Source organism: Micromonospora sp. WMMD975 (assembly GCF_029581215.1).
GTDB lineage: Bacteria > Actinomycetota > Actinomycetes > Mycobacteriales > Micromonosporaceae > Micromonospora.
The window spans coordinates 5339024-5363695 of record NZ_CP120739.1 but is presented as its reverse complement, the minus strand read 5'-3'; the positions used below and the strand labels follow the sequence as shown (position 1 = coordinate 5363695).

General features: G+C 73.6%; 24 protein-coding genes. 7 read left to right on the top strand and 17 right to left on the bottom strand.

The genetic code is table 11. The features are described 5' to 3' along the window. Positions 1-55 precede the first annotated feature (55 nt). Positions 56-514 carry a hypothetical protein gene (locus O7613_RS23825; protein WP_281586217.1) on the top strand — a complete coding sequence of 153 codons (459 nt, stop codon included), beginning with the start codon at positions 56-58 and terminating at the stop codon, positions 512-514. 30 nt (positions 515-544) lie between these two features. Continuing rightward, positions 545-2008 carry a serine/threonine-protein kinase gene (locus tag O7613_RS23820; RefSeq protein WP_282290092.1) on the top strand — a complete coding sequence of 488 codons (1464 nt, stop codon included), beginning with the start codon at positions 545-547 and terminating at the stop codon, positions 2006-2008. Here the strand turns inward: O7613_RS23820 and O7613_RS23815 are convergent. Beyond that, a complete protein-coding gene (locus tag O7613_RS23815; protein WP_281586221.1) occupies positions 1995-2399 on the bottom strand; it encodes a hypothetical protein in 405 nt (134 codons plus the stop codon). The genes O7613_RS23820 and O7613_RS23815 overlap by 14 nt on opposite strands. Positions 2400-2634: 235 nt before the next feature. Here O7613_RS23815 and O7613_RS23810 point away from each other — a divergent pair, with 235 nt between their 5' ends. Together O7613_RS23810 and O7613_RS23805 are read left to right on the top strand one after the other, a co-directional pair. Then, entirely contained in the window at positions 2635-4377 is a 1743-nt protein-coding gene (locus tag O7613_RS23810) for an alpha/beta fold hydrolase (protein ID WP_282290087.1), read from the top strand. A 105-nt stretch (positions 4378-4482) separates the two neighbouring features. After that, a complete protein-coding gene (locus tag O7613_RS23805; RefSeq protein ID WP_282290086.1) occupies positions 4483-5715 on the top strand; it encodes a GH25 family lysozyme in 1233 nt (410 codons plus the stop codon). A 59-nt stretch (positions 5716-5774) separates the two neighbouring features. Here O7613_RS23805 and O7613_RS23800 read toward each other — a convergent pair whose 3' ends face one another. Further along, positions 5775-6083 carry a hypothetical protein gene (locus O7613_RS23800; protein WP_282290085.1) on the bottom strand — a complete coding sequence of 103 codons (309 nt, stop codon included), beginning with the start codon at positions 6081-6083 and terminating at the stop codon, positions 5775-5777. Positions 6084-6085: 2 nt separating this feature from the next. Beyond that, positions 6086-6256: a hypothetical protein gene (locus O7613_RS23795; RefSeq protein ID WP_282290084.1), complete on the bottom strand. Its 171-nt coding sequence runs from the start codon at positions 6254-6256 to the stop codon at positions 6086-6088. A gap of 228 nt (positions 6257-6484) precedes the next feature. Here O7613_RS23795 and O7613_RS23790 point away from each other — a divergent pair, with 228 nt between their 5' ends. Together O7613_RS23790 and O7613_RS23785 are read left to right on the top strand one after the other, a co-directional pair. Continuing rightward, positions 6485-7339, top strand: a complete 855-nt coding sequence (locus O7613_RS23790) for a helix-turn-helix transcriptional regulator (protein ID WP_282290083.1) — start codon at positions 6485-6487, stop codon at positions 7337-7339. Further along, positions 7336-7521: a DUF397 domain-containing protein gene (locus O7613_RS23785; RefSeq protein ID WP_282290082.1), complete on the top strand. Its 186-nt coding sequence runs from the start codon at positions 7336-7338 to the stop codon at positions 7519-7521. The genes O7613_RS23790 and O7613_RS23785 overlap by 4 nt, the downstream gene beginning before the upstream one ends. A gap of 501 nt (positions 7522-8022) precedes the next feature. On the opposite strand, the gene O7613_RS23780 is transcribed toward O7613_RS23785, so the two are convergent. The 8 genes from O7613_RS23780 to O7613_RS23745 form a co-directional block, all read right to left on the bottom strand. After that, positions 8023-8709, bottom strand: a complete 687-nt coding sequence (locus O7613_RS23780) for a hypothetical protein (RefSeq protein ID WP_282290080.1) — start codon at positions 8707-8709, stop codon at positions 8023-8025. A gap of 51 nt (positions 8710-8760) precedes the next feature. Continuing rightward, on the bottom strand, positions 8761-9924 hold the full coding sequence (locus O7613_RS23775; protein WP_282290078.1) for an acyl-CoA dehydrogenase: 1164 nt from the start codon (positions 9922-9924) through the stop codon (positions 8761-8763). After that, positions 9921-11933, bottom strand: a complete 2013-nt coding sequence (locus O7613_RS23770) for a biotin carboxylase N-terminal domain-containing protein (RefSeq protein WP_282290077.1) — start codon at positions 11931-11933, stop codon at positions 9921-9923. Before O7613_RS23770 ends, O7613_RS23775 begins: the two co-directional genes overlap by 4 nt. Before the next feature lie 68 nt (positions 11934-12001). Continuing rightward, positions 12002-13603, bottom strand: coding sequence for a carboxyl transferase domain-containing protein (locus tag O7613_RS23765; protein WP_282290076.1), 1602 nt, complete (start codon positions 13601-13603; stop codon positions 12002-12004). Next, positions 13600-14769 (bottom strand): acyl-CoA dehydrogenase family protein, encoded by a 1170-nt coding sequence (locus tag O7613_RS23760; protein WP_282290075.1) that lies wholly within the window; start codon positions 14767-14769, stop codon positions 13600-13602. The genes O7613_RS23765 and O7613_RS23760 overlap by 4 nt, the downstream gene beginning before the upstream one ends. Next, the gene (locus O7613_RS23755; protein ID WP_282290074.1) at positions 14766-16442 is read right to left on the bottom strand and encodes an acyclic terpene utilization AtuA family protein; all 1677 of its coding nucleotides are present in this window, start codon (positions 16440-16442) and stop codon (positions 14766-14768) included. The genes O7613_RS23760 and O7613_RS23755 overlap by 4 nt, the downstream gene beginning before the upstream one ends. Then, positions 16439-17233 carry a TIGR03084 family metal-binding protein gene (locus tag O7613_RS23750; protein WP_281586246.1) on the bottom strand — a complete coding sequence of 265 codons (795 nt, stop codon included), beginning with the start codon at positions 17231-17233 and terminating at the stop codon, positions 16439-16441. Before O7613_RS23750 ends, O7613_RS23755 begins: the two co-directional genes overlap by 4 nt. 37 nt (positions 17234-17270) lie before the next feature. Beyond that, entirely contained in the window at positions 17271-17897 is a 627-nt protein-coding gene (locus O7613_RS23745) for a TetR/AcrR family transcriptional regulator (RefSeq protein WP_281586247.1), read from the bottom strand. A gap of 122 nt (positions 17898-18019) precedes the next feature. On the opposite strand from O7613_RS23745, the gene O7613_RS23740 reads away from it, so the two are divergent. Beyond that, positions 18020-20059 carry an aminotransferase class I/II-fold pyridoxal phosphate-dependent enzyme gene (locus O7613_RS23740; RefSeq protein ID WP_282290072.1) on the top strand — a complete coding sequence of 680 codons (2040 nt, stop codon included), beginning with the start codon at positions 18020-18022 and terminating at the stop codon, positions 20057-20059. Positions 20060-20069: 10 nt separating this feature from the next. On the opposite strand, the gene O7613_RS23735 is transcribed toward O7613_RS23740, so the two are convergent. The 6 genes from O7613_RS23735 to O7613_RS23710 form a co-directional block, all read right to left on the bottom strand. Then, a complete protein-coding gene (locus O7613_RS23735; RefSeq protein WP_282290070.1) occupies positions 20070-20840 on the bottom strand; it encodes a class I SAM-dependent methyltransferase in 771 nt (256 codons plus the stop codon). Between the two features lie 4 nt (positions 20841-20844). Continuing rightward, positions 20845-21912, bottom strand: coding sequence for a radical SAM protein (locus O7613_RS23730; protein WP_282290068.1), 1068 nt, complete (start codon positions 21910-21912; stop codon positions 20845-20847). A gap of 2 nt (positions 21913-21914) precedes the next feature. Beyond that, entirely contained in the window at positions 21915-22772 is an 858-nt protein-coding gene (locus O7613_RS23725) for a class I SAM-dependent methyltransferase (protein WP_282290066.1), read from the bottom strand. Then, positions 22769-23263 (bottom strand): hypothetical protein, encoded by a 495-nt coding sequence (locus O7613_RS23720; RefSeq protein WP_282290064.1) that lies wholly within the window; start codon positions 23261-23263, stop codon positions 22769-22771. Before O7613_RS23720 ends, O7613_RS23725 begins: the two co-directional genes overlap by 4 nt. A gap of 2 nt (positions 23264-23265) precedes the next feature. Next, complete coding sequence (locus tag O7613_RS23715; protein WP_282290062.1) at positions 23266-23727, bottom strand: hypothetical protein; 462 nt, start codon at positions 23725-23727, stop codon at positions 23266-23268. Positions 23728-23882: 155 nt separating this feature from the next. Continuing rightward, entirely contained in the window at positions 23883-24560 is a 678-nt protein-coding gene (locus O7613_RS23710; RefSeq protein ID WP_007073398.1) for a Crp/Fnr family transcriptional regulator, read from the bottom strand. Positions 24561-24672: the final 112 nt, after the last annotated feature.

Genomic DNA, 24672 nt, shown 5'->3' with positions numbered 1-24672 from the left:
GCCGGTTAGTTTGGGGCGGCGGTGCGCGTGCGCGATCGCCGCTGGGGGAGGAACGATGAGGCTGCCGCGCTCCGGCGCCGGCTGGACGATCGCGGTGTTCGGGCTCCTCGCGCTGCTCCTCGGCGCGCTGGGTCTGATCTGGCCGGAGACGCAGCTACGCCTGCTCGGCTTCGAGGTGCCGGCCGAACGTGGCCCGGGCGACTACACCGGGACGTTCCTCACCGCGTCCTCGATGGCCTCGTTCAACATGGGCGTCTACTACCTGCTCGCGGTCGCCACCGAGTGGCGGCCGTTCTACCGCTTCACGGTCTGGTTCCGACTTGTCACGTTCACCGTGTTCACCATCGCGGTGCTCGCCGACGTGGCGCCGGGCCGGTTCTTCGGGGTGGCCGCGTGGGAGGGGCTGGGCGCGCTCGCCACCGCCGCCGGCCTGTGGTGGGACGCCCGTCGATCGGTGCGACCGACCGGGTCGGCCGGGTCCGTCCCGGCGCCGGCCTCCGACGCGGCGCGCTGACCGACCGGGACCGTTGGGTATTTTCGAGCCGTGACCGAGACCCCGCCCGGCGCCCTGCGGCTGCCCATCGTGCCCGGCCTGACCGATCTGGAGGTGTTTGCCCGCGGTGGTTACGCCACCGTCTACCGGGCCACCCAGATCTCGGTCGGGCGTGAGGTCGCCGTCAAGGTCGAGAACCGGACGCTCGACAGCGAGCGCGACCAGGCCCGCTTCCTGCGGGAGGCCCGCGCGGCCGGCCGGATGTCGTCGCACCCGCACGTGGTCGACCTCTTCGACGTCGGGGTCACCGTCGACCAGCACCCCTACCTGATCATGGAACTGTGCGACGGCTCGTACGCGGAGCGGATGCGCACCTCGCCGATGGGCCCGCTGGAGACCCGCGACCTCGGCGTGAAGATCGCCGACGCGCTGGCCCACTCGCACGCGGCAGGCGTCCTGCACCGCGACGTCAAACCGGCGAACATCCTGCACTCCGAGTTCAACTCGGCGGTGCTCGCCGACTTCGGCCTGGCGGTGCTCGCCGAGGTGCGCGACGCCTCGGTCACGCTCGAGGTGCTCACCCCGGCTTACGCGCCGCCGGAGATGTTCAGCCACAGCCCGCCCAGCCCGGCCGTCGACGTCTACGCGCTCTGCGCCACGCTCTACGCGGTGATGCACGGACGCCCGCCGCGCTGGCAGTCCGAGCGCAACCCGAGCCTGGTCACCGTGCTGGAGATGTTCCAGCAACCGATCCCCGGCCTGCCCGGGGTGCCCGACGAACTGATCGACGTGCTCCGCCTGGGCATGTCGAACGATCCGGGTGAGCGCCCCTCCGCCGTCGAGCTTCGCGGCATGCTCGCCGCGCTTCCGCTCGACCCGGGCGGCGGCGTGCACGGCGGCGGCCCGTACGGCCGTCCCGGCGGGCCGAGCCCGCGACCGCCCGTCGAGGACGACCACCCGACCATGCCGACGCGGAGCCGGCGCTGGCCGAAGCGCTGGTTCCTCGGCGGGGCCGGGGTGCTCGCGCTCGCCGCCTCGGCCGGCGCGGGCGCCTGGCTGGCCGGCGGCCCACCGCGGGCGGTGTCGCCGACACCGGCGACCACAGGCGTGGCCGAGGCGGCTCCGTCGCCCGGATGCGCGTCCGCCGCCGTTCGACTTCCGGCCGGCGCACGCTGCGCGCCCGAATTGGAGTGCTACGGCCCGGTGCGGTTGCGCCGCGACCGGGCCGAGGCGAGCCGGGTGCCGTGCGACGGCCAGCACACCTGGGAGACCTACGCCGCCGGTGACCTGCCCGTCGGGCTCGCCGGGGCGGCGTACCGGGCGGTCGCCGCCGACCCGGCCGTCCGCAAGGTGTGCAACGTCGGCACGTTCCGGCTGGTCAGCGGCGTCGAGCGCGCGAGTGGGTGGCACCTGGAAGTGCTGCCTCCCCCCGACACCGAACCCGACCGGACCTATCGCTGCCTGGCCGGGCAGGGCGTGAACGCGCTCGCCGGCCCCACCCTCACCGGTCGCTGAGCCCGTTCCCGGCGCGCTGCTGCTGCCGCACCGACCTCGGGTCGAGCGTCTCCAGCGTGTCCGCGTCGACCGGATGGGCGGCCGGGGTCCGCAGGTTCCGCACCGCGCGCGGGTCGATCGCCTCAAGCGTGTCGGCGTCCACTCCGTACCCGTGTCCGGGGTCGGGGCGCGGCCACGTCTCGGCCGGCGGGGGCTCGCCCGCGCCGCCGGACTGCCGGACCGTGGTGATCGTCACCCCGGCGATCATGCCGAGCACGACGCAGGTCAGGGCCAGGACGACCGACAGGATGCCCGGTGGTCGCCACACCACGAGCGTCGCCAGCGCCGCCACCGTCGCCAGGGACGCGATGACGGCCTTCACCCGCGCATCGGACTTCCGGTACGAACTCACCCGACAAGCATGGCCCAGCGGGTCGACCTGTCAACCGCTGGCCCGAGACGTCTTCCCGTCACCGGGCTGCTCCATATCGGATCCCGAAAGGTGTCGATCGAGACAAAGTCGTTACATGACGTGGCCTTTTGCCGCGTCGGCCGACGCGTCGGGCACACAGTGGGTATTTGTCGCTCCCCAGAGTGACCAGTCGGGAGCGCCTCGACGGAACTGTCCCCCATCGGAAGGCAACCAGATGCCACGTGCAGTCCGGTCCCTCGCCGCCACCGGGATCGCCGGAATCGTCCTCGCCGGATCGGCCGTCGCGCCCGCCGCGGCCACCCCGCAGCCGCCGCCGTACGACCGCACCAGCGCGGCCGAGGCGCGCCGGGTGGACCGCGTCCCGACGCCCCGGCTCGACTGGTACGCCTGCTACGACTACGCCCAGTGCGCCAGCGTCCGGCTGCCGCTTGACTACGACCACCCGAAGGGCGCCACCACCGAGGTCGCGTTGCTCCGGGTCCGGGCCCGCGACCAGCAGCACCGGATCGGCAGCCTCTTCGTCAACCCGGGCGGCCCGGGCGTGTCCGGCACCGACTTCGCGCTCGCCGCGCCCTACTACCTCGGCGACGACCTGCTCGACCGCTTCGACGTCGTCGGCGTCGACCCGCGCGGCGCGGCGGCCAGTGAGAACATCAGGTGCTTTCGATCGGTGAAGGACCAGACCCGAGCGTACGCCGGGTTGAACGTCCCCTTCCCCTGGACGAAGGCCGAGGAGAAGGCGTACGTCGCCGCCTCGAAACGGGTCGGCCGCGGATGCTCGACCACCGGCAGACCGCTGACCGGCGCGGCCTCCACCGCCGAGGTGGCCCGCGACATGGAGGTGCTGCGCCGGGCGGTCGGCGACCGGAAGCTCAGCTACCTGGGCTTCAGCTACGGCACCGCGCTGGGCCAGTACTACGCCAACATGTTCCCGGACCGGTTCCGGACGATCGCCGTCGACGGCGTGCTCGACCCGAACGCCTGGGTCGGCCGGGGGCAGGCCCGCAACCAGATGCAGGAGACCCGGCTGCGCAGCGCCGACGGCGCCTACCGGGCGTTGAACGAGATCCTGCTCCGGTGCTCCCAGGTGGCCCGCTCCGGAGGATGCGCGCTTGGCAACCACCCCGCCGCCGCGTTCGACACGGTGGCGAAGCGGCTGCGCGTCAAGCCGCTGGTGGTCGGCTCGTACACCATCAGCTACGCCGACTTCATCGGCGCCACGCTCAACGCGCTCTACTACCCGTACGGCTGGGAAGACATCGTCGAGCTGACGGCCGAGCTGCTGGCCGCGACCGCCCCGGGCGCGTCGAGGGCCGCCGGCGCGACCGCCCGCCGGGCGCTCGCCGCCCGCGCCGCGCCGGGGTACGACTTCCCGTACGACAACGCGCAGGAGACGTTCCTGACCGTGGCCTGCACCGACGCGTACCACCCGAAGAGCGCGGACGCCTGGCCGGCGCTGGCGGCCCGGGAGGACCAGCGCGCGCCGTACTTCGGGCGGGCCTGGGCCTGGACCACCTCGCCGTGCGCCCGCGACACCTGGACGGTACGCGACGAGGACGCCTGGACCGGCCCGTTCAACCGCACCACCGCCGCCCCGCTGCTCGTGGTCGGCGACTACTGGGACCCGGCGACCAACTACCAGGGCGCGGTCGGCTCGGCCGCGCTGCTGCCGAACAGCCGGCTGCTCAGCAGCGACAGTTGGGGGCACACCGCGTACGGCACCTCGGCGTGCGTGACCAGCCGGATCGACGCGTACCTGCTCAGCGGTGCGTTGCCGGACGAGGGCACGGTCTGCGTCGGTGACACCCAGCCGTTCGCGGACATTTCGACGGCGAAGCGGGTGTACGCGTCCAAGAGCGAGCTGGCCCGCGCTGGACTGCCCGGCCGCGGCGAGCCGAAGCGGCTGCCGCCGGTGGCCGGTCCACGGCCCGCGGCGGGCACGCTCACCGTCCGCTGAGGACCCCCGGGGTACGACGGGTGATCGGGCACCCGTCGTACCCCGGGCCCACGACGTCGATCACGGGGCAACGCGCGACCACTGCGCGGATTAGAGTCAGGCCCCATGTCACGACGATGGATCTCGACGTTGGCCGCCGCCGGGCTGGTGCTCGGCGCGGCGCTGGGCGCCACCGCGCCCGCCGGTGCGGCCGGCGCCACCCCCGACGGAGACGGCCGGGCACACGCCGGCGTCAAGCCGGGCGCGCGGGTCAGCTCCGTCTCGGCGAAAGCCGCCGTCCCGGCCGGATACACCATCCAGGGTGTGGACGTCGCCAGTCACGACCACAACCTCGGCCCGATCGACTGGCCGGCGCTGGCGGCCCAGGGCTACAAGTTCGCCTACGTCAAGGCGACCGAGGGGGAGACCTACCTCAACCCCTACTTCGCCGAGGACTACGCTGCCGCGAAGGCCGCCGGGCTGCTCGTCGGCGCCTACCACTTCACCCGGCCGGACGGTCGCAACCCGATTGTCGAGGCCAACTTCTTCGCCGACAACGCGCGGTTCGCCAAGGACGCCCAGACGCTCGTGCCGATGGTCGACGTGGAGTGGCCGTACTGGGACGGCGCGCCCACCTGCTACGGCCTGACCCCCGCCGAGACGTCGGCCTGGCTCCGCGCCTTCACCGACCAGCTCCAGGCCCGCTTCGGTCGGCCGGTGATGATCTACACGAACGCCAACTACTGGAACCCGTGCACCGGCAACGACGCCTCCTTCGGCAACCACCCGCTGGACATCGCCGGCTACACCGCCACCCGGCCGGCGCTGCCGGCCGGCTGGACGACGGAGACCATCTGGCAGTACGCCCCCGGTGACGCCAGCAAGCCGGGCAACTACAGCCAGAACGTGTTCAACGGGGACTACCCGACGCTCACCCAGCTCACCGGAGCGCCGGTGGCCGCCGCTCCGGTGGCGTTCCGCGCCCGGGCCAACAACAAGATCGTGTCGGCGGACAGCGCCGGCAACAAGCCGCTGATCGCCAACCGCGACAGTGTGGGCGCGTGGGAGCAGTTCGACCTCGTCGACGCCGGAGGTGGCCTGGTCGCGCTGCGCGCCCGGGTGAACGGTAAGTACGTGTCGGCGGACAGCGCGGGCAACAAGCCGCTGATCGCCAACCGCGCCACCGTCGGCGCGTGGGAGACGTTCACCATCCGCGACAACGCGGACGGCACGATCAGCCTGCGGGCGACGGTCAACGGCGGGTACGTGTCGGCGGACAGCGCGGGCAACAAGCCGCTGATCGCCAACCGCACCACCATCGGCGCGTGGGAGAAGTTCGACAAGCTCCCCATCGCCTGAGCCTCGACACCGCCGCTCCGCCGCCCGCGTCCCGGGTGGCGGAGCGGCGCGGTTTCCGGCTACGCCCGCGATCTTGGTACGACTGCGCCCCCGGCGGGGCGGATCGGTACCAAGATCTGGAGGGAGCGACTCGTCGCGGGGCGGAGTGCGGCTCTGCGGACGAAGATGGAGCGGCGGGCGGTCGCGTCGCCGCGCTCGTCGACCTGGTAGCCGTCCAACCAGACCCATCCGTCGTAGGTGGTCCAGTCGAGTTCGCGAATCAGCCGAAAGACGATCGGCCGGACGAACTGCGGGCTGGCGGCGCGCGTCACGTGGAGCAGGTCACCGGCCCGCACGCCGGCCGAGGTCGGCGGCGCCGGACCGCGCACGGTCACCAGTGTCCCCGGTTGACCAGGACGCGCTGCTTGACCCGGCAGGGCAGCGGCGAACCGCACGAGCACATCCGCCTGGCCCGGCGTAGCGACCACACCGGACGGTGCTTGCGCGTCAGCTCCTCGGCCAGCGCGAGCACGTATTCCGCGTAGCTGACGTGCCTGGTCATCCGCCCCTCCTCAGGTGAGGGGCGCGGTGGCCGGGCCACGCACGGTCATCCGACCACCACACCCAGGGTCATCGTTCGCTCACCGGGTGAGATGTGCAATATTACATCTTGGATGAAACGGCTGAGCGCATTTCACATCGACGTATTCGATTGCTCAGCGTGGCCGACAGGTGTTACATATCGAGCGGAGCTTTCGCCCGGTATGTAGTCGCGGAGGAGGAATGATCAATGACGACGGATGCCGGATCGACCGTCCCCAGGCGACAACTCGGCCGGTACCTGCGGAAGCTCCGCGAGGAAGCGCGCATGACGGTCAAGGCGGCAGCCGACGCGCTTGAGTGGTCCACGCCGAAGATCTGGCGCATCGAGACCGGCGCGACGTCGATGCGCTCGCTCGACGTGGAGGCGATGTGCAAAATTTACCGAGCGTCACCGGAGCTGACCGAGGCGCTGATGGGCCTCGCCAAGGAGACGAAAGGGCGCGGCTGGTGGCACTCCTACGGTGACGCCATCCCCGAGTGGTTCGAGCTGTACGTCGGGCTGGAAGCCGCCGCCGCTCGCCTCCGCACCTACGAGGCGCAACTCGTCCCCGGCCTGTTGCAGACCGAGTCATACGCCACCCGGGTCCTGGAAACAGCCCGACCGGACATGGGTCAGGGAGAGATCGAACGCCGCGTGGCTCTGCGCCTCGGTCGTCAGGCGCTGCTGACCCGAGTCGCGCCGCGTGCGCCCCAGTTCGACGTGCTGCTCGACGAGGCGGTCCTACGGCGAGACGTGGATCGGGAACAGCTCCAACGTCTGGTCACTGTCGGCAGGCAGCCCAATATCGCGCTCCGGCTGATCCCCTTGGTTGCCGGCCTGCACCGAGGCCACATGACCAGCGGTACATTCACCATCCTCGACTTCGAGGGCGGAACAGAGCCGTCACTTGTCTACTCCGACAGCCTGACCGGCGCGCTCTATCTCGACAAGCCAGGCGAGGTAGCCACCTACGGGGAGGCGTGGGCCGCCATGGAGAAGCTGGCGCTTACCGAAGCGCAATCCCGCAAACTCATCGCATCGATCGCGGAGGACCACGCATGACCAGCCTCATCTGGAAGAAGAGCACGCGCAGCAACGAGGGAAACTGCGTCGAGGTTGCCACCCCGCCCCAGGTCGTCATGGTCCGCGACAGCAAGGACCGCCAGGGCCCGACGCTGTCCTTCACGTCCCGCAGGTGGACCGGCTTCGTCCAGGGCCTCAAATCGGGCACCTTCGACGCCTGAAGCGTCCTCACGCGCAGATCTTGGAAGCGGAGTGCCCCTCTGAGGGCCGTTTGCTTCCAAGATCTGCGCCGAGCCCGCGCCGAGCCCGCGCCGAGCCCGCGCCGAGCCCGCGCCGAGCCCGCGCCGAGCCCGCGCCGAGCCCGCGCCGAGCCCGCGCTGCGCCGAGCCCGCGCCGAGCCCGCGCTGCGCCGAGCCCGCGCCGAGCCCGCGCTGCGCCGAGCCCGCGCTGCGCCGAGCCCGCGCCGAGCCCGCGCCGAGCCCGCGCTGCGCCGAGCCCGCGCCGAGCCCGCGCTGCGTCGAGCCCGCGCCGAGCCCGCGCTGCGTCGAGCCCGCGCCGAGCCCGCGCTGCGTCGAGCCCGCGCCGAGCCCGCGCTGCGTCGAGCCCGCGCCGAGCCCGCGCTGCGTCGAGCCCGCGCCGAGCCCGCGCTGCGTCGAGCCCGCGCCGAGCCCGCGCTGCGTCGAGCCCGCGCCGAGCCTGCGCTGCGTCGAGCCCGCGCCGGGTCAGCGCGTCTTGCGGAGCAGGTCGGCCAAGTCGGCTGCCTCGACCAACTCGTCGCCGAGGCGGGTTCCCGCGTGGGCCACCGCGGCTGCCCACAGCAGGTCCGTCGGGGTGTCCGAGGCCCACCAACGCTCCATCTCGCCCCTCGCCGGCTCCTCCGGCGCCGACCATCGCACGGTGTCCGCGAGGTGGCGGAGGGGCGCCTCGCCCGTCAGCTCCGCGAAGTCCGCCAGGTACGGGCCGAGGTCCAACCTCAGCTCGGCCACCGCGTTCAGCAGGTCCACCGCCGGGTACGTGGACGGCCAAGACGTCAGCGTCCACCGCCACCAGGCGCGGAAGAAGTCCCCGACCGCGTCCCGCTCGGCCGGCGTCCAGCCCGCCCAGTGTCGGGCGATCCGGCGGGCCAGCGTGTCCGGCCAGGAGTGGTCGACCATCTCGCCGGCGGCGTAGGCGGTCAGCAGCCGGGGCGCCAGGTGCGGCAGCTCGCTCCCGTCACCCCAGGTGCCCGGGTTGGACAGGTAGCTGCCGAGTTGGTCCGGCGTCAGCGCGCGCAGCGGCGTACGCCGGAACCGGTCGACGTCCGCCGGGTCCACGCAGTGCTCGCACGCTGCCATATCGGACGGCATCGGGTGCCCGGCGAACACGGCGTACAGCCGCTCACCCGCCCGCTCCACCGGATCCGCCCACACCCCGACAGTCTCCCCACCTCTCGCGACGGGCGTCGACCGGATAATCGCCGGTCAGTAGGACTTGTCCTGGCCGAGGACGTGCTGGGCGACGAAGTTGAGGATCATCTCGCGGCTCACCGGGGCGATCCGGCCGGCCCGCACCGCGCCGAGCAGCGTCGCCACCCCGTACTCCGTGGTCATGCCGGCCCCGCCGAGCGCCTGGACGGCGGTGTCCACGGCGAGCGCGGCGGCCTCGCCGGCCGCGTACTTGGCCATGTTGCCGGCGACGCCGGCCTCCAGGTCGCGGCCGGCGTCGTAGAGCGTGGCCGCCTTGTGGATCATCAGGCGGGCCAGCTCGACCTGCACGGCCGCGTGCGCGAGCGGGTGCGCGACGCCCTGGTGGGAGCCGATCGACCGGCCGCCCCAGACCTTGCGGGTGGCGGTGTAGTCGGACGCCTTCTCGATGGCGTAGCGGCCGGTGCCGGCGCCCATCGCGGCCACCGTGATGCGTTCCGGGTTGAGGCCGGCGAACAGCGCCGGCAGGCCGGCGTCGAGCGACTCGCCGACGAGCGCGTCGGCGGGCAGCCGGACGTCGTCCAGGTAGAGCAGGAACTGGTTCTCCGGGGACAGGATCTCCATGTCCAGCTTCGACTTCTCCAGCCCCGGAGCGTCGGTCGGCACGATGAACAACGCCGGCTTGAGCTTTCCGGTGGCGGAGTCTTCGGTCCGGGCCACCACCAGCACGTGATCGGCCTCGTCCACGCCGGAGATGTAGACCTTGCGGCCGGTGAGCAGCCAGTCGTCGCCGTCGCGGCGGGCCACCGTGCCGAGCCGGTGGAAGTTCGAGCCGGCGTCCGGTTCGGTGATCGCGAAGACGATCTTCTGGGAGCCGTCGGCGAGGCCGGGCAGGTGCCGTTTGCGCTGCTCCTCCGTACCATGCTTGTGGATCACCGTGGCGGCGATGGCGGGGGAGACCACGAGCAGCAGCAGCGGGCAGCCCGCCGCGGCCAGTTCCTCGCAGACAAGCGCCAGCTCGGTGATGCCGCCGCCGCCACCGCCGTACTCGGTGGGGATGTTGACGCCGAGGTAGCCGAGCCGGCCGGCCTCGTGCCACAGCTCGGTGGTGTGTTCCCCGGCCTTGGCTTTCGACACGAAGTAGGAGTGGCCGTACCTGCGGCCCAGCGCCCGGACGGCGTCGCGGAGCTGGTCCTGCTCGTCGGTGAGGTCGAAGTTCACTGCGGGTCCTCCTCGGGGTCGACCACGGCCAGCACGGTGCCCGTCTCCACCTGGCCGCCGGGCGGCACCGGCAGCTCCGCCACGATGCCGGCGGCCGGGGCGAGCACCTGATGTTCGAGCTTCATCGCTTCCAGCGTCAGCAGCAGGTCACCGGCGGCGACCCGCTGGCCGACCTCGACGTGCACCCGGGTCACCGCGCCGGGCAGCGGCGCGAGCAGTGACCCGGCCGCCAGCGCCGCGGTGGGCGGGGGCAGCCGCGGCAGCTCGGTGAGGCTCGTCGCCCCGTCCGGGCCGTCCACGAAGACCGACGAACCCACCCGGTGTACGCGGAACGCGCGCCGCACCCCGTCGACGTCGAGCACCACCCGGTCCGGCGCGGCGCTCACCAGCCCCACCCGCGCCTGCGGCTCGCCGGCTCCGGTGTTAATAGGGGCCCCTTCCTCTACCGAATCCGTTAAAAGGGGCCCCCGCCTTTCCCACTCGGCGAGGGCGCCGGTGCGGGTGAGGCGGTAGCTGATCTCGATGGTGGTGAAGCGGGTGAGCTGGGGGAGGGCGGGGACGTTGCGCCAGCCGGACGGCAGGCCCGCCAGCACCGGTGCGGCGGCCCGGCGCGCTGCCGCGCCCGCCAGCGCCGCCGCCAGCGCGGCCACCGGAAGCTGGTCCGGCGGCAGCAGCGGGGCGAAGACCTCGGGGTGCCGGTCCAGGAAGCCGGTGTCCACGTCGGCGGCGGTGAACTCCGGGCTGCGCAGCACGCGCACCAGCAGATCCCGGTTGGTGGCCACGCCGTGCAACTCGGCCCGGGCCAGCGCGCCGGCCAGGGCGCGGGCCGCCTCGGCACGGGTGGGCGCCCAGGCGACAAGCTTCGCGAGCATCGAGTCGTAGTGCACGCTCACCGTCGAGCCGTCCACCACGCCCGAGTCCAGGCGCAGCCCGCGCGCCGGCCCGAACTCGGCGGCCACCCCGGGGATCGCGAACCGGTGCAGCGTGCCGGTCGCCGGGCGGAAGCCCTCGGCCGGTTCCTCGGCGCAGAGCCGCACCTCGATCGCGTGCCCCTCGGCGGGCGGCGTGGCCGGGACCGGCAGCGGCTCGCCCTCGGCCACGAGCAGTTGCAGCCGGACCAGGTCCAGCCCGGTGGTCAGCTCGGTGACCGGGTGTTCCACCTGGAGGCGGGTGTTCATCTCCAGGAAGTGCACCTGCCCGTCCGGCGCGAGCAGGAACTCCACAGTCCCCGCGCCCACGTAGTCGACCGCCCGCCCGGCCGCCACCGCCGCCTCGTGCAGGCGCGCGCGCACCCCGTCGGGCAGCACCCCCGGCGCCTCCTCGACGATCTTCTGGTGCCGGCGCTGGATCGAGCAGTCGCGTACCCCGAGCGCCATCACCGTGCCGTGGGTGTCGCCGAATATCTGCACCTCGACGTGCCGGCCGCGTTCGACGTACCGCTCGATGAAGACCGTGCCGTCGCCGAACGCCGACGCCGCCTCGCGGCGCGCGCCCGCGACGGCCTCGGCCAGCCCGGCGGCGTCGCGGACGATCCGCATGCCCCGGCCGCCACCGCCCGCGGTGGCCTTGACCAGCACCGGGAAGTCGGTGACCTGGTCGGGGTCGGTCCAGGTGGGCAGCATCGGCACGCCCGCGTCGGCGAGCAGCGCCTTGGCGGCCATCTTGTCGCCCATCGCGGCGATCGCCTTGGCCGGCGGACCCACCCACGTCAGGCCGGCGTCGGTCACCGCGGCGGCGAACTCGGCGTTCTCGGCGAGGAAGCCGTAGCCGGGGTGGACCGCGTCCGCGCCGGCCCGCCGGGCCGCGTCCAGGATCAGGTCAATCCGCAGGTACGTCTCGGCCGGCGTGTTCCCCGGGAGCCGGACCGCCTGGTCGGCCTCGGCGACGAACGGCGCGTCGGCGTCCGCGTCGGAGTGCACGGCCACGGTCGCCACGCCGAGCGCCCGGCAGGTGGCGAAGACCCGGCGGGCGATCTCCCCCCGGTTCGCCACGAGAAGCTTCGTGATCATTCGCGCTGAGCCTGCCTTTCGTTCGCGACTGCGGGACTCCGCTTCGCTGCGTTCCTCGCGCTCACAGGTCACATCCGGAAGACGCCGAAGCCGTCGGCGCCCCTCACCGGTCCGTTGTGGATCGCCGACAGGCAGAGCCCGAGGACGGTACGGGTGTCGCGGGGGTCGATCACCCCGTCGTCGTAGAGCCGGCCGGAGAGGAACAACGCCCCGGACTGCGACTCGATCTGCTGCTCGACCATCATCCGCATGGCCGCGTCGGAGTCCTCGTCGTAGTCGCGGCCCCGGGCGGCGGCTGCCTGCCGGGCGACGATCGACAGCACGCCGGCCAACTGCGCCGGCCCCATCACCGCCGACTTCGCGTTCGGCCAGGTGAACAGGAACCTCGGCTCGTACGCCCGACCGCACATGCCGTAGTTGCCGGCGCCGTAGGAGGCGCCCAGGTTGACGGTCAGGTGCGGTACCGTCGAGTTCGACACCGCGTTGATCATCAGCGCGCCGTGCTTGATGATGCCGCGCTGCTCGTACTCGGTGCCGACCATGTAGCCGGTGGTGTTCTGGAGGAAGACGAGCGGAGTGTCGGCCGCGTTGGCGAGCTGGATGAACTGGGTCGCCTTCTGCGCCTCCTCGCTGAACAACACGCCCCGGGCGTTCGCCAGCACGCCGACCGGCCAGCCGTGCAGCTCGCCCCAACCGGTCACCAGCGCGGTGCCGTAGCCGGGCTTGAACTCGTCGAACGCGCTGTCGTCGAGCACCCGGGCCAGCACCTCGCGCGGGTCGAACGGCACCTTCAGGTCGGCGCTGGCGAGGCCGAGCAGCTCCTCCGGGTCGTACCGGGGTGGCAGCGGGGACAAGGTGCGCGGCGGCGGGCCGTGCTTGCGCCAGTTGAGCCGGCGTACGCACTGGCGGGCCAGCCGGATCCCGTCCCGTTCGTCCTCGGCGAGGAAGTCGGCCAGGCCGGACGTGCTGGCGTGCATCGCCGCGCCGCCGAGTGACTCGTCGTCGGTGACCTCGCCGGTGGCCATCTTCACCAGCGGTGGTCCGGCCAGGTAGACCTGCGACCGGTCCCGGATCATGATGGTGAAGTCCGACATGCCGGGCACGTACGCGCCGCCGGCAGTGGCGTTGCCGAAGACCACGCTCACCGTGGGGATCTTCGCCTTGGAGAGCCGGGTCAGGTCGCGGAACACCCGCCCGCCGGGAATGAAGATCTCCGCCTGGCTGGGCAGGTCCGCGCCGGCCGACTCGACCAGGTTCACCATCGGCAGCCGGTTCGCGAGCGCGATCTCACCCGCCCGCCGGGTCTTCGCCAGCGACCACGGGTTGACCGCGCCGCCGCGTACCGTCGGGTCGTTCGCCACGATCAGGCACTCCACGCCCTCGACCACGCCGATGCCGGTCACGGTGCTGGCGCCCACCGGGAAGTCGGTGCCGTACGCGGCCACCGGCGACAGCTCCAGGAACGGGCTGTCCGGGTCGAGCAGCAACTCGATTCGTTCCCGGGGGAGCAGCTTGCCGCGCTTGTGGTGCCGGGTCACGTACTTCTCGCCGCCGCCGGCCCGCGCCTGGTCGAGCGCCGCCTCCAGTTCGGCGAGGCGTTCCCGCAGCGCCTCCCGGTTGGCCGCGAACGCCGGCGCCGACGGGTCGATCGTGCTCTGGAGAACGGTCACAGGCCCATGCCCTTCGCGATGATCTCGTTCATGATCTCGGTGGTGCCGCCGCCGATGCCGAGGATCCGGGCGTCCCGGTAGTGCCGTTCCACCTCGGCGTCGCGCAGGTAGCCGAACCCGCCGTGCAGTTGCAGCGCGGCGTCGACCACGTGGTCGCAGGCGGCCACCGCCACGTTCTTCGCCATCGCCACCTCGGTCACCACCGGCTGCCCCGCGGCGACGCGCTCCGCGACCTCGTGCACGTACGCCCGGGCCGCCTCGGCGCGGGTGTGCATCTCGGCCAGCCGGTGTCGGACGAGCTGCCGGCCGGCGAGCGGGCGGCCGAACGTGGAGCGGTCCCGGCACCACCGCACCGCCAGGTCGACGCAGCGCTGCGCGGTCGCGTACGCCTGCGTGGCGAGCGAGAGCCGCTCGGTGGCGAACTGCTGCATGATGGCGAGGAAGGCGGTGTCCTCTGGCCCGACCCGGTTCGTCACCGGCACCCGGACGTCGACGAAGGACAGCTCGGCGGTGTCCGAGCAGTGCCAGCCCAGCTTCTCCAGCCGACGGCCCACGGTGAACCCGGGCGTGCCCTTGTCGATCACCAGCAGGCTCAGCGAGCCCGACCCGGGGAAGTCGGTGCAGACCGCGGTGGTCACGAAGTCCGCCCGGACGCCGCTGGTGATGTAGGTCTTCGACCCGTTCACCACGTAGTGGTCGCCGTCGCGTACCGCGCAGGTGCGGATCGCCGCCACGTCCGAGCCGCCGTCCGGTTCGGTGATCGCCAGCGAGCCGATCATGGTGCCGGCCAGCGTCGGCCGTACGTAGGTGTCGATGAGGTGCTGCGGACCGCCGGCGCCCGAGCCGGCCGTGTCGCCGCAGGCGGCGACGATGTGCGGCAGCGCGATGCCGTGCGTGAACAGCGCCGCGACCAGCCCGGACGAGCCGCCCGAGCGGATGATCTCCTCGGTGACGACGATCGAGTCGAGCAGGTCGCCCCCGCTGCCGCCGACCGACTCGGGGAAGCCGACGCCGAGCAGCCCGATCTTCGCGGCGGTCTCGTGCAACGACCGGGGCACCTCGCCGGCCCGCTCCCAGCCGGCCAGGTGGGGCAGCACCTCCCGGGTGACGAAGGCGCGGGTCAGCTCGCGGAGCTGGCGTCGTTCGGGGGTGTCCACGAGGGTCATGCCGGCACCTCCGCCGGCAGGTCGACCACCCGGGCGCGGAGCAGCTCGCCCAGCGCCTTGGCCTGCGGGTCGAACCGGGTGGACGCGGCCACGCCCGGCCCCAGCAGTCCCCGGATCACGAAGTTGACCGCGCGCAGGTTCGGCAGCTCGTACCGCTCCACGGCAAGCGTCGCCGTCTCCGGCAGCAGGTCCGCCAGCCGCTCGACGGTGAGCCAGCCGCGCAGCCAGTCCCAGGTGGCGTCCGTCCGGGCCCACACGCCGAGGTTGGCGTCCCCACCCTTGTCGCCCGAGCGCGCTCCCACCACCTCCCCCAACGCTCCGCGCCGGCTGAGGTGTAAGGCGGGGGCCCCGCTTAACGCATTCGGTAGAGGCGGGGGCCCCGCCAATCGTTTCGTCGTGGGCGGCGGCGGGATCGGGACGCGCTCGCCGGACGGGAGCACCGCCACGTGCTCCATCGCGTCCTGCGCGACGGTGTCGGCGGTGAACACGCCGTACGGCGTCGCGTCGCCGGGCAGCGTGGTCAACGTGCAGCCCGGGTAGGAGGCGAGCGCCAACTCCACCGCGGCGGTCGAGAACGCCCGCCCGGCCCGCGCCCGGTCGCCGTCCCGCAGGTGTACGTGCAGCAGCGCGCTCGCCGCCTCGGTGTCGGCGGCGTCCGGGTGGTCGGTGCGGGCCAGCGTGAACTCCAGCCCGTCGACGCCGACCGCCTCCTCCATCTGGCCCCGGACCAGGGCCGCCTTGGCCGGGATGTCCAGCCCGCACAGCACGAACGTCATCGAGTTGCGGAAGCCGCCCAGGTTGTTGACGCCCACCTTCAGCGTGTCCGGCGGCGGCGTGCCGCGCACCCCGGAGACCCGGACCCGGTCCGGCCCCTCCTGCTCCAGGCGCACCGTGTCCAGCCGGGTCACCACGTCCGGCCCGAGATAGTCCGGCCCGCCCACCTCGTACAGCAGTTGGGCGGTGACCGTCTCGACGGTGACCGCGCCACCGGTGCCCGGGTGTTTGGTGAGCACCGACGACCCGTCCGGGTGCAGCTCGGCGATCGGGAAGCCGGGCCGGTGCCCGCCGTCCGGCAGCTCGGTGAAGAAGCTGAAGTTGCCGCCGGTGACCTGCGCCCCACACTCGATCAGGTGCCCGGCGACTGTCGCCCCGGCCAGCGCGTCGAGGTCGTCGCGGGTCCAGCCGAAGCGGGCGATCGCCGGCCCCATCGTCAGGGAGGCGTCGGTGACCCGCCCGGTGACCACCACGTCCGCGCCCGCGTCGAGGCAGGCCGCGATCCCGAACGCGCCCAGGTACGCGTTCGCGGTGAGCGCGTCCGGTCGGGGGAGCGCGTCGCCCTCCACGTACCCGACCCGCACGTCGAGGCCGAGCCGCGCGGCGAGCGACCGGACCGCGTCGGCCAGGCCGCCCGGGTTGAGGCCGCCGGCGTTCGTGACAAGGGTGACCCCGCGCTCCAGCGCGGTGCCGAGCACGCCCTCCAGTTGCCGCAGGAACGTCTTCGCGTAGCCGAGCGACGGGTCACGCATCCGGTCCCGGCCGAGGATCAGCATGGTCAACTCGGCCAGGTAGTCGCCGGTCAGCACGTCCAACTCACCGCCGTCGAGCATCTCCCGCCAGGCGGCGAACCGGTCGCCGTAGAAGCCGGAGGCGTTGCCGACCCGCAGCGCGCTCATAGGTGCGCCCCGCTCGCCGGCTGCCGCTTGTCGCCGGGCGGCCCGGCGAACGCCTGGGCCACGTCCAGCCACTCGTCGGCGACCGGACCGGTCGCGACCAGGGCCAGGTCGGCGCGGTGCCGCCGCTGCGTCACCAGCAGGCAGAAGTCGAGCGCCGGCCCGGTCACCCGGTCGGCGGCGTCCGCCGGCCCGAACGCCCAGACCTCGTCGCCGGCGGGCGCGGCCAGCTCGACCCGGACCGGGTCCGCCGGCACCGCGCGGCCGTGCGCGGCGAAGCCGTGCCCGAGGGTACGGAAGCCGAGGTACGCGATGTGCCGCAGCCGGGCGGTCGGGGTGCGGGTGACGCCGAGCGCGTCGGCGACGTCCTCGCCGTGCGCCCAGGTCTCCATGAGCCGGGCGGTGGCCATCGAGGTGGGCGACATCCGGGTCCCGTACCAGGGCAGCTTCTCGCCGGCCGGGGCGGCGGCCAGGGCCGCCGCGAGCGCGGACCGGCCGTCCCGCCAGCGGGTCAGCAGCGCGTCAGGCGGAGCGAGGAACGCCTCGGCGCCGTCCTCGACCAGGCGGGACAGGTCCGGCGCGGCGGTGACCGAGGCGAAGAACGCCGACTCGTCGGTGGCGGCCAGGTGGGCCACGTGGTCGGTCCAGGCCAGGTGCGCGATCTGGTGCGCGACGGTCCAGCCCGCTGCGGGGGTGGATCGGGTCCAGCCCTCCGGGGGTAACCCGCTGACGAGAGCGTCGAGCTGGTCGGACTCGGCGGCGAGATCCGCGAGCAGTGCGGTCAGGTCGACCATGGGGCCTCCGCAGGGTGGGCCGGTCAGGGGCGTCGAATCAGTGCGGCCCGTCGTCGGTGTCGGGGGTGAGGAGCGTGGCGAGCTGGCGTTTCCAGGTGTGCAGCAGCGCCGCGCGGCGGGTCGAGTCGTCGTTGAGCAGGTTTGCCACGCCCAGCCCGCGAAGCAGGTCGAGGGTGGCCTGCACCGCCTCGCGGACGCCGGGGCGGCGTTCGTCGACGTCGAGCAGCTCGACGGTGAGTCTGTGCATCTCCCGGCCCACCGTGGCCTCCAGCGGGACGAGCGCGCCGCGCAGCTCGGCGTCGGTGCGGGCGGCGACCCAGAGTTCGAGGGCGGCGACGAAGAGCGGCCCGGTGAAGGCCGCGCCGAGAAGGTCGATCACCCGGTCCAGTCGTTGCGGGCCGGGCGGCAGCGCGTCCGCCTCGGTGCGCAGCTCGACCGCCCGGCGCTCGGCGAGGTGGCCGACGGCGGCGGTGACGAGCGCGGCCCTGGTGGGGTAGTGGTGGAGCTGCGCGCCCCGGGAGACACCGGCGCGGGCGGCCACCACGGTGGTGGTGGTGCCGGACCAGCCGTGCTCCACCAGGCATTCGACGGTCGCCTCCAGCAGCCGGGCCTGGGTGGCGCGGCTGCGTTCCTGCTGCGGGACGCGGGTCGGTGCGGCGGGCACGGGGACAGCCTCCCGTCCCGGAAACAAACAGTCAAGACTGACTTTTTCTCGGGCCGACATCCGACACCTCCGGCGGCCGGATTCGGCGATACTGTGCTCCGTTCACGGGGAGGGCACGAGACATGGATCAATTCGTGCTGGTCGGCGGCTCCGGATTCCTCGGCACCGCCACCGCCGAGGCATTGCTGGCCGCCGGGGCGCGGGTCACCACCGTGGACCGCCATCCGCCGGCCGAGGCGCACACCGCCGCCGGCCTCGACTGGATCCCGGTGGACCTGCTCACCGACGACCCGCCCGAGCTGCCGCCCGGCATCGTCGTGGTGCTGCTCGGCGCCAGCGAGCCGCGTCCCCGCCGGCCCTGGACGCTGCCGCTCGACAACGCCGTCAGCACCGCCCGGCTGCTGCCCCGCCTCGCCGGCCGGCGGGTGGTGCTGACCTCGTCCGTCGAGGTGTACGGCGCGGTGGCCGGGCCACTGACCGAGGACACCGCGCCCGAGCTGCCGTGGACCGTCGAGGAGATCGACGACTGGTGCGCGCGGGCTCGCGAGCTGGCCCGGACACCCTGCCCACCCTGGCGGTCCGCCCCGCTGGCCCGCGCCATGGCCGACGCCGATCCCACCGGCCGCTGGACGTACGCGATGGCGAAGCTCGCCCAGGAACGGCTCGTCGCCGGCGCGGTCGACCCCGATCGGCTGACCGTGCTCCGGCTCGCGAACGTGGTCGGCGCGGGACAGCACCGGGTCGCCACCCGGCTGGTCCGCCGGGCCCGCCAGGGGTTGCCGCTGCCGGTCACCGCGGACGCCGTCCGCAGCTTCCTGCCCGCCGGCGCGCTCGCCCGGATGCTGCTCGACGGGATCGGCCCCGGCGTCTGGAACGTCGGCGGGGAGCCGGTGCCCCTCACCGACCTCGCCACCTGGATCCGGGACCTGTGCGGCTCGTCGTCGCCGCTGCGGACCGTACCCCGCTCCACGCCGGACAGCTCCGGGCTGGTGGTCACCGACAGGCTGGCCGCCGCCGGCCACCGGATCGGTCCGCTCCGCCCGCACCTGGCGGCGCTGGTCGCCGAGGTGGACGCCGACCGGACCCCGCTGTTCCGGCCGCCGCTGCCGGTGGTCGTGCCGCCCCCGCCGGCCAACCCCGAGCTGGTGGCCGCCCGCCAGCAGGAGGCGCTCGCCAGCGGCGAGGTCAAGCACGGCAACCGGTGGACGCGCGAGCTGACCGAACGACTGGGCAAGGAACTGGAACTCGACGACGACCACCGGGTCCTTGTCACCGCGTCCGGCACCGCCGCGTTGCGGATCATGGTGGCCGCCACCGTCGGCCCGGCCCGCCCCGGCGACGTGGCGGTGCTGCCGTCGTACACCTTTCCCGCGACCGCGGAGATCCTGGTCCAACTCGGGTACGCGCTGCGCTTCGCCGACGTGGACGCCGCGACCTGGACGCTCGATCCGGCGGCCGTCGCCACCGCGATCGGGCGCGGCGGCGTACGGGTGGTGCTCGGCGTCGACACCTTCGGCAACCCGTGCGACTACCCGGCCCTGCGTGCGGTCTGCGACGCGGCCGGGGTGGCGCTGCTTGCCGACTCCGCCGCCGCCCTCGGCAGCCTGCACCAGGGACGCCCGGTGGCGCAGCAGGCGCTCGCCCACTCGTACTCGATGAGTTTCGCCAAGGTGGTCTCGGCCGGTGGGGCCGGCGGCGCCCTGGTGCTGCCCGCCGACGCCGCCGAGGCGGTGCTCGCCGCGCCCGCCGGCTGGACCCGCTCGGAGCTGATGAACGAGTTGCACGCCGTCGTCGCGGTCGACCAGCTTGCGGAACTGGACACGCTGGTCCGCCGACGGGTCGAGGTGGCCGAGGTGTACGCGGACGCCGCGCGCGCCCTGCCGGTGGAGTTCCAGCAGGTCCGCCCCGGGGACCGGCACTGCTGGGTGCACTGGGTGGCCCGGGTCGCCGAGCGGGACCTGGTGGCGGCGGAGCTGGCCGCCCTCGGCGTGCAGACCAAGCCCTACTTCGCGGCCATCCACCGGGGCCCGCTCGGCGGCGGCGAACCACTGCCGGTGACCGACCGGCTGGACGCCGAGGCGCTGGCCCTGCCCATGTCCTCGGAACTCACCGTGGAGCAGGCCGAACGGGTCGTCGCCGCGCTGCGCCGCTGCCTGGACTGACGCCCGCGCCTCAGACCGGGGCGCGGCGGCCGGTCACCAGCAGTTGCTTGCCGGCGTCGGCGAGGACCGGGTCGTCGCCGAGCCGGCGCTCCAGCGCCAGCAGCGCCTCCGGGTCGGCGGCGAGTCGCGCGGCCAGCCCCGCGCGACCCAGCGGCCCGGCGCTCACCAGCAACCCGGCGCTGCGGACCTCGACCAGGCCGGCGGCGGCGAACGCGGCCTCCAGCCGGGCGCGGTCCAGCAGGTGCAGGTCGGCGGCGTGCCCGCCGGCCCGCCACACGCCCCGACGCCGGGCCAACCGGTCCACCACCTCGTCGTCCCGGCCCGCGCCGATCAGCTCCAGCACCAGGCCGACGAGCGAGTCGACGAGCACGGCAAGCACCCCGCCCGGGCGCAGCCAACCGGCCAGGTGCCGGACCGCCCGCTCGGGATCGGCGGTGTACTGGAGGGAACCCATGGCCAGCACCGCACCGGCCGTGGCGGGCAGCGTCACGTCCGTCATCGAGCCCTCGACCAGGGTGAAACCGGGACCGGGCGGCCGCCGGCGCAGCTCGGCGATCATCCCCGGCGCCTGCTCCACACCTGTCACCGGGTGGCCCAGGTCGAGCAGCCGCCGAGCCCAGCGGCCCACCCCGCAGCCGACGTCCACCACCGGCGCGTCCGGCGGCAGCAGCGCCCGCACCCGCTCCCACGCCAGGTCGTCGTAGGCGCGCCGGTGCGGCACCGCGAAGTGCTCCTCGTAGCCGGGGGCCAGCGCGTCGTACAGCGGCTGGCTCGGGCGCATCGGCTCAGACAAGGCTGCGCCGCCCGCGCCGCCACTGCCGGTCGGCCAGATAGGTGCCGGGTCGCCAGCGCAGGTTGAGGCTGTAGTTGCTGCCGCAGCCGACGCACTCCTTGCGGAACAGCCGCGCGTGCTCGGCGCGGTATTCCGGGGCGTCGACGATCTCGGCGATCGGCCGCTGCCGGACCGAGGCGGTCGGGTCGTGCGCCCAGCAGCCGCCGATCTCACCCCGGGAGTGCACCATCAGCTTGAGCTGCGACTCGGCGCACGGCAGGTCACGTTGCACCAGGTCGTCGAAGTGCCCGCGCAGGTAGCGCAGCTCCGAGTAGCGCGGCAGCCACCGCCGGTCGGCCCGGGCCATCGCCTCCAGCTCGGCCAGCGCCGCGTCGAGCCGGTCGCCGGCCACGTCGGTCTGCCCGGTGACCGCGTCGGTGCGGAACAGGAACGTCCGGTCGGTGACCAGGTTGAGATAGAGCGTCACGCCCAGCTCCTGGGCCAGCGCCGCGATGCCGGGCAGGCTGTCCACATTGTCCCGCATCACGGTGAAGTTCATCCGCACCTTCAGGCCGAGCCGGTCGCGCTCCGCGATCAGGTTGCGCAGGTGGCGGGTGGTCGTCTCGAACGCGCCGAGCCGGCCCCGGATCCGGTCGTGCACCAACGCCGTCGGCCCGTCGACGGAGACGTTGAAGCTGCGTACGCCCGCGGCGAGCACCTCGGCGAGGACGGGCGGGGTGAGCCGGATGCCGTTGGTGTTCAGGTGCAGGTGGCGTACGCCCACCTCGCGGGCGTACGCCATCAGGGCCAGCGCGTCCGGCCGGATCAACGGCTCGCCGCCGGTGAAGTTGACCTTGTGGATGCGTAGCGCGACGAGTTGCCGCAGGACGTCCCGCCACTCCTCGGTCGACAACTCGCCCTTGGTGTTCGTGGTCCAGCAGCCGCAGCTCGTGCAGCGCAGGTTGCAGTTGTCGGTGAGGAACAGCTCGGCGACGAGCGGCCGTACGTGCAGCCGGGGGGCGACCCGTTCCTTGACCGCGAGCCGGCCGAAGAACCAGGCCAGCCGTGCGGTGTCGGCCATGCTCACGGGCACCTCCGGTCGGTGTCGGTGTCGGTCTCGCGCACGGGCGTCTCCGGGCGTTTCCGGGCGACGACGAAGAGGTTGGCCGAGCGGAACAGCCGGCCGTCGAGGTGGATGCCGCGCTCCAACAGCCGGCGCAGCGACCCGCCGGTGAGCAGCGCCGGGATCTGCAACCACCGCCAGAACAGGTTCGCCCCGGTGACCGTGGTCGGCGCGAAGCCCGCCGCGCGCAGCAGGTCGAGCAGCTCCCCGGTGCGGTAGTTGGTGTGCCGGTCCCGGCCGACCGACATGTCGCCGCGCAGGTCGTCGGAGAGGTCGGCGAACCGGCTGTGCCACACCTGCGCCCCGAACCGCCACGAGTAGATCCGGCGGTGCAGCCGGGGGAAGTCGAACTTCGCATTGTCCGGGTCGAGGAAGCTGAAGACGTGCCGGCGCGGCACGGTCAGCACCAGCAGCCCGCCGGGGGCGAGCACCCGGTGCGTCTCGGCGAGCAGCGCGGCCTCGTCCGGCACGTGCTCCAGCACGTCGAGCATGCTCACCGAGTCGAAGCGACAGTCGGGGAACGGCAACGGCCCGCCGACCCGGAGCCGGTGCAGTGGCAGGCCCGGGTGGCGGGCGGCCAGCCCGGCGAGGTAGCCCGGGTGCGGGTCGGCGCCCTCGCAGCTCACCGTGCCGTGCTCGTGCAGCGTGCCGAGGAAGTCACCGGGACCGCAGCCCAGGTCGAGGTGCCGGCCGGTGCGACCGGCGAGCGCCGCCCAGGCGAACGCGTACCGGCGCAGCGGATGGGTGGCGAACGGCTGCCGGGTCGCCTCGTCGGCCCGGCTCGTCGGCCCGGTTCGGCGCTCGTCGGCCCGGCTCATCGGACCAGCCGGGCGCAGAGCGCGTCGAGCGTGGCGACAAGCCGTTCGTCGTCGACCGCGTCGGGCAGCGGCCGTTCGGCGAGCAACAGCCGCTGCCGCTCCGGGTGCCCGGCCACCACGGCCGGCAGGTCGGTCACGTCCCACACCGCGACCACCCGACCCGTGCGCTCCTCCGCGCGCAGGTAGGAGACCTGGTGGTCGTTGCCCATCTCGCCCCGTGCGGCCTCCCGGGCCACCGCGACCGGCACCCGGCCGAGGCGCTGGACCAGGCGGACGGTGTTGCCCGCGTGGGTGATCACCACGTCGGCGGCGGCCAGCCGCTCCCGCAGGTCGTCCAGGGGCAGGAACGCCTCGTGCGGGCACGGCGGTGTCACGGTCGAGGTGCCGGTCTGAACGAACACGTCGTGCGCGGCGCAGAGCGGCGCGACGGCGGCGACCAGGCGGTCGAACGGCCACGGACCCATGCCGACGGTGACCAGGACGCGGGCCATGCTCAGTAGAGCTCACCGATGAGCACCGCGCGGGGCCGGGAGGCCAGCAGGGCGGGCCGCTGGACCAGCACCGCGGCGGCGAGCCGGGAACAGAGCCGGGCGGCGGCCCCGGCGGGCCCGGTCATGTTGAACGTCTCCAGCCACAGCGACGGCACCCGGAGCAGGCGGGCGGCGAGGAAGACTCCCACCGCCACTCCGGTGCCGGCCGACACCACCACGTCGGGTCGCTCCCGGCGCAGCAGACGCAGGGCCCGCCAGGTCGCCGGCACCACCCGGAGCCGGGTGCGCGTCGACAGCTCGGGCTGCCAGTGCACCCGCTGCCCGGCCAGCGCGACCTCGGTGTCGGGGGCGCGGACCGCCACCCAGGCCGGGTCGTGCCGCTCCCACCAGGGGCGCAGTGCGAGCAGGTCCAGCAGGACGCCGCCGCTGCTGGAGACGAGGAGTATCCGGTAACGCCGGCCCATCACGCCACGCTATCGCAGAGTCGCGGATCGGGGCGGCCCGGTCCAGGGTGGACGGTCGTCGGCAGCCGTCCCGGGGACCGAAGGAGGCGAGGAGGTCGGGACCGGCCCGGGCCGCGCGGGGCGGACCGGGCCGGAGCGAATCGGGGCCGGGAGGGTCAGACCCGCGCGCGGCGGGCCAGGCGCTCCGGGTCGAGGATGATGATGCTCTTGCCGTCCAGTCGCAGCCAGCCGCGTGAGGCGAAGTCGGCGAGCGCCTTGTTGACGGTCTCCCGGGAGGCGCCGACGAGCTGGGCGATCTCCTCCTGGGTGAGGTCGTGGGTCACCCGCAGCACGCCGCCGTCGCGGGTGCCGAACCGGCCGGCCATCTGGAGCAGGTTCTTGGCGACCCGGCCCGGCACGTCGGTGAAGATCAGGTCGGCGAGTGAGTCGTTGGTCCGGCGCAGCCTGCGGGCCAGCACCCGGAGCAGCTGCTCGGCGATCTCCGGGCGGTTGTTGAGCCACGGCCGCAGGGCCTGCTTGCGCAGCCGGACCAGCCGGGTGTCGGTGACCGCGGTGGCGGTCGCCGTCCGCGGGCCGGGGTCGAACAGCGACAGCTCGCCGACCATGTCCGACGGGCCCATCACGGCGATCAGGTTCTGCCGGCCGTCCGCCGCGCGGCGACCGACCTTGATCTTGCCGGACAGGAGGATGTAGAGACTGTCTCCGGGCTCGCCCTCGTTGAAGACGACCTCGCCCTTGCGGACCTCGATCGTCTCCATCTCCTTGGCGAGCGCCTCGGCAGCCTCCGGGTCAACGCCCTGGAAGATCCCGCTGCGGGCCAGTACCTCGTCCATCGCGCACCTCCGCCTGCGCGTGCCGTCCGTCGGCCGGGTCCGCCGTCCGCTGATCCCTCGCGCGCCGCCAGTCTAGGCGCACGTGAGCAGGAATCGGAGGTGCACCCCTGGA